Source organism: Thiohalocapsa sp. (genome assembly GCF_019695415.1).
Lineage (GTDB): Bacteria > Pseudomonadota > Gammaproteobacteria > Chromatiales > Chromatiaceae > Thiohalocapsa.
This window is the reverse complement of record NZ_JAIFKJ010000268.1, coordinates 1-4,650: the sequence shown is the minus strand read 5'-3', so window position 1 is coordinate 4,650 and position 4,650 is coordinate 1. Positions and strand designations below refer to the sequence as shown.

Sequence of the window (4,650 nt, the reverse complement as noted above, 5' to 3'; positions counted from 1 at the left end):
TGGTGCGCAGCCGGCAGACCTCCATCAGCTTGATGGTCCGCTCCTCGACACCCTTGGCCGCGTCGATGACCATCAGCGCCGAGTCCACGGCCGTCAGCGTGCGGTAGGTGTCCTCGGAGAAGTCCGCGTGGCCCGGCGTATCCAGCAGGTTGACGATGGACTCGCCATAAGGGAACTGCATGACAGACGAGGTCACGGAAATACCGCGCTGCTTCTCGAGCTCCATCCAGTCTGAAGTCGCATGCCGCGCCGCCTTGCGGCCCTTCACTGTGCCGGCCATCTGGATGGCACCGCCGAACAGCAAGAGCTTTTCGGTCAGCGTCGTCTTACCCGCGTCCGGGTGGGAGATGATCGCGAAGGTGCGCCGTCGCGCGACCTGGTCGTGGAGCTGGGACATGAAGACAGGGCGAGATGCAAGACCTTCAGTAAACCGGACATTGTAGCAATCCAACCGCAACACGCGGCAGACGGGCGATGCGCGCTCAGAAGTCGGCGGTGTGTGACTTCTGACGGGCGATGACGACGGCATCACGGATCGCCTCCCGGGGCGGACTCGGCCAGATGCCGTCGTGTCGCAGGCCGTTACTGCCGAAACCAGGTCGGTCGTCGGCGGGCTCGAGCGAGCCGTCCTGCTTGACCAAAAAGAGGCCCTCGGTGCTCGCCTTGTCGCTGCGCACGATGATGCGCGCCACGGACGCCTCCTCTCCATAGTCCACCTGGTAGAGATAGGTGTGTCCTCGATGCCGTTTGATGTACAAGGCGGCCTTCCTCCAGCGTTGTCATTTTTTGTCATCTGTGCCGGCGCGAGCCGACTCCAAAAATCATAGCCGGGGATGCCGGTCCGGCGCATTGACAGCGCCTGTGCGCTTTGAGCGAAAGATGGCAGCGAACAGCTCCGAGGCACGACCGTTTGGGTGCTGGCGACCCCTCGGCCCCGCATCAGCTCTCCAGGATCACTTCCTCCAGCGGCCGGCGCAGACTGAACGGAGCCTGTGGCCCGTGACCCAGGCGCAGCAGCAGCTGCGCCGTCTCGCCCGCCAGACCGAGCACCCGATGCAATGGCTCGCGCAGCGAAGGCACTTCGATGGGCTGGTTGATGAAGGCGCTGCGGATGCCGAGCGCCGTCGCTTGCAATGCAAGGCGCTCGTACGCACGGCCCGCCTCCACCCAAGCCTTGGGGCCATCCGCTGTCGAGACAATTGCGGCGAGCAAGGGCGCGCTGCGTATATTCACCGTATCCGTTTCCGCCTGCCCTCGGCCCGTCAAAACAAAGCGCAGCAGGGGGCGCGCCAGCCACCGGGGTACAGAGGGTCGACCAGAGGTCCGGCCGGCGAGCCCGTCCCCCGCGGCCAGCGCCTCGGCGTCGTTAAACCGAAGCCAGCCAATGAGCTCCCGGCGAAAGGCTGGATCGGTCAGCTGGGCTACATCGCCTGCCCGCACGTAGTCGATAATGCTGTCGCGCAGCGTTGGAGTGTCGATGAATTCCGTGCGCACGCCGTTTCCGCTGCCGGCCTGCGCCAGCAACGCGCGGTGCCCCGCTGAGATAGGTCTGCCATCGTACAGGTTACGGGTGCACTGTCGCTGCACAAGGGCCCGAGACAAGGCCGTCGGGCCGAAGGCGGCGGCACGCTCAAAACTCACCCGAACAGCCGATGCGCGGTCATCCAAGACCACGGTCGCCGCATGCCCTTGGGCAGCGGCGGCCTGCACCAGGTTCTCTGCCGCGCAGCCAAGGCTACGCCATAGATGGGCGTCGTCAGGGTCCACCACTGGACAGCGCCGGCTGAAATCCGGCAAGAGGTCGATGCCCTGCCTACGCAGCCGAAACACCCAGGGCTGCGTGTTGTGACTGGATGCGGCGAGCGTCCCGAGACGCACGATGTCGCGCACATCAAGCTTGCCATCGGCACCCTCCAGCGCGGGCCGGCGTTGAGCGGCGACCGCTGCCCTGTAGGCGCTCGATCTGTCCATGTGACCCTCCATCGAAGCAACGCCGCTCAGCACCGACACACCAGACCAACACCCAAGGCCGATGAACGACGCAGGCGGTAGCAGCGCCGCGGCCCATAGCGCGTCCAGATAGGTCTCAGGCCAGCCCGCACCAACGCCAGCAGCCGAGGCTGCCGCACTCTCTCACGCCGGTCTGGCGCAACACAACATCACCGCAGACCCACAGGGGCCGTCGGTCATTTCCTACAGCGCAAGTGTCAGAAAAGCACACCAACAGAGTCGGGTATCGGCCTAACCTGAGCCCAGGGTGTCGGTATCTCCCGCACCGAGGCGCTGCGGGACGCGCCGCAAGCCCCGGTGCCGGCACTGGCCACTTCGGAAGCAGCGCCGCGAATCGCGGCGCTGCAGACGCCAGAGCAGTCACATTCAGCGCAGTCACATCCAGCGAGGACCCGACCATGCCCAGCCTGCCTCCCAGCTCGTTCCTAAGTCAGCCGCATCGTCTCGCACGAATCACCCTCGTGACCCTCGCCGCCTGCTTCGGCGCCGCCAGCGCCGCCGATGTCTCCGACATCGAGCTCCGACGGCTGTTCAATCCCACCGCAGCCGAGCTCGCATCCGAATCCGAGGGGCGTATCTACATCTACGACGGCCTCACAGACGTCGACGTGCAGCGCGCGCTCAACGAGGAATTCGAGCGAGTCGAGCATATGATGTTCATCCGCACCCGCAAGACGGACGATACGGGCAAGGTCAAGCGCGACGCGGAGAGCGGCACCGTCGAGTACGAGGACGATGGCTGCTGACGGCGTACGGCTTGCCGCTCGATGACACGAAAACCCAGGAGAATCCACCATCATGCAACGACGACGATTGCTCCAGACGGGGATCACGGCGGCGCCCTTCGCTGCCCTCGGCCTTACCGGCATAATGCCCGCCCGGAGAGTGGCGGCGACGGCGGCCGACAGCTGGCCGGACGCGGCGTTCCACGCCGAGACCTTGGATGCGGCCATGACCGCGCTGTATGGCGAGCGCAGTGCGATAGAAAGCGATCGCATTACCCTGACGGCGCCAGACATCGCAGAAAACGGCCGGGTGGTGCCGGTGGAAATCGCCACGGACCTGCCGAACGTGCGCACCATGACGGTTTTGAGCGACGGCAATCCCTTTCCGCTGCTGGCCCGAGCCCATGTCATGCCCGCCGTGAGGCCGCGCGTCTCCATCCGCGTGAAGCTTGGTCAAAGCGCGAACCTCGTCGCTTTGGTGGAGACGGACGACGCGCTCTACCGCAGCACGCGCCCGGTCAAGGTTACCGCAGGTGGATGTGGCGGCTGACAGCGCTGCTTGCGCCCATACCCAAGCCCTTTACCACGCCCGGCTTGCGAGGCCGCATACCGACAAAAGCAACCAGAACCATCCCACATCATGAGCAACGACAACGGCAAGATCCGCGCAAAGGCGAAGGACGGCGGCATTGCAGTCCGTGCACTGATTCGGCACCCCATGGAGACCGGCAGCCGCAAGCAGCCGGGCACCGAGGAGCCGATCCCGCGGCATTACATCCAGGAGCTCCTCTGCGAGCACAATGGCGACACGGTGCTCCGCATGGATTGGGGTTGGGGGGTGTCCGAAAACCCCTACCTCGCGTTCCACATCCAACAGGGTCAGCCAGGTGACGCGGTCACAATCCAGTGGACAGACAACATGGGCGCTGCCGGGCAGCTAACCACCGTCGCGGTGTAGGGTGCGCATGAGCATCGCATGCTTTCAAGAAGTTCTGTCGCCTAAGGAGATACTGATTCATTGGGCATCCTGCCCAAAAATCAGACGGAGCCGGGCCTGTGCACACAGAGGGCGGTTTCCCGGCTCCTTCATTTTCAGCGACTTGGGTCGCTGAAAATGGCGGGGCGTCCTGCCCCGCACGGGAAGCACCAATAAATCGGCGCTTCCCTAACTCAAGCTTTACCCGACCGCAGTCTCCCGACCTCCTGCAGCGGCGGCTTCAATCCAGGGCAAGAATCTGGCCTTCGATGTTGTCCCAAGCGGCGAACTGAACATCGCCTGCGCCAGCTGTCACCGCCCATCAACGGACACCGGCGACGGTGTCTCGTTGCCAGTCGGCGAACTCACTATGCAAATGAGAGTGCTCGCTGCGGCGGGGTGCGGGCGGTTGCCCAATCAGCCGCGCGCCCGGCGGCCTTGGAGAGCCAGATCCGCATCGCTCTAGAGGAGTTCGGCATTCGGTGCCTGAACATCGCCGGCACCTCCGCCAGCGCCGCAACGGCGACGATGCTCGCAGGGCTGGACGTGCCGCTGGAGGCCAAGGCCAAGGAGGCGCTGTCGGTGCTGGCCAGCATGCCCATGGCAGACTTCGTGGACGGCAACTCGCGTGTGCAGCGGTTCGTCGACGGCGTGATCCGCCGGCCTGGCCTGTGGCAGCTGGGGTGACCCGGGTGCAGCTGCCAGAGATGATGACGCTCTGTTGCGAGAGGCATTCGCGAACGCTTCAAGGCGACGAAGGCTTGAGCAAGGGTGCTTATACACGGACGCTGCGAAGGGTCCGAGCCGCCCCGCCACGCATCGCTAAGGCGCTGGGCCCCTTCGGCCTGTGGCTCGGCGTTTTCGGGCCGTGGTTTTGGTGTGCCACACGGGAGCGGGGCTGTCGTTTTGTTCGACCCGTCCCTTGCCGGGGTTGAGGGC

The 4,650-nt window shown here is 65.0% G+C and carries 7 protein-coding genes; 4 read left to right on the top strand and 3 right to left on the bottom strand.

Annotated elements, in window-relative coordinates; translation table 11 throughout:
* The 3 genes from I6U14_RS07720 to I6U14_RS07710 all read right to left on the bottom strand — a co-directional run.
* Nucleotides 1–397, bottom strand: a 397-nt coding sequence (locus tag I6U14_RS07720) for a GTP-binding protein (RefSeq protein WP_296898219.1), incomplete at its 3' end; no start/stop codon positions are given.
* Nucleotides 398–482: 85 nt separating this feature from the next.
* On the bottom strand, nt 483–758 hold the full coding sequence (locus I6U14_RS07715) for a hypothetical protein (RefSeq protein WP_296898217.1): 276 nt from the start codon (nt 756–758) through the stop codon (nt 483–485).
* A gap of 181 nt (nt 759–939) precedes the next feature.
* Nucleotides 940–1,971, bottom strand: a complete 1,032-nt coding sequence (locus I6U14_RS07710) for a hypothetical protein (protein WP_296898215.1) — start codon at nt 1,969–1,971, stop codon at nt 940–942.
* 437 nt (nt 1,972–2,408) lie between these two features.
* On the opposite strand from I6U14_RS07710, the gene I6U14_RS07705 reads away from it, so the two are divergent.
* The 4 genes from I6U14_RS07705 (at nt 2,409) to I6U14_RS07685 (ending at nt 4,398) form a co-directional block, all read left to right on the top strand.
* On the top strand, nt 2,409–2,756 hold the full coding sequence (locus I6U14_RS07705; protein ID WP_296898213.1) for a hypothetical protein: 348 nt from the start codon (nt 2,409–2,411) through the stop codon (nt 2,754–2,756).
* Between the two features lie 52 nt (nt 2,757–2,808).
* A complete protein-coding gene (gene soxY, locus I6U14_RS07700; protein WP_296898212.1) occupies nt 2,809–3,285 on the top strand; it encodes a thiosulfate oxidation carrier protein SoxY in 477 nt (158 codons plus the stop codon).
* 90 nt (nt 3,286–3,375) lie between these two features.
* Nucleotides 3,376–3,693 (top strand): thiosulfate oxidation carrier complex protein SoxZ, encoded by a 318-nt coding sequence (gene soxZ / locus I6U14_RS07695; RefSeq protein ID WP_296898210.1) that lies wholly within the window; start codon nt 3,376–3,378, stop codon nt 3,691–3,693.
* 456 nt (nt 3,694–4,149) lie between these two features.
* Nucleotides 4,150–4,398 (top strand): hypothetical protein, encoded by a 249-nt coding sequence (locus I6U14_RS07685; RefSeq protein ID WP_296898207.1) that lies wholly within the window; start codon nt 4,150–4,152, stop codon nt 4,396–4,398.
* Nucleotides 4,399–4,650: the final 252 nt, after the last annotated feature.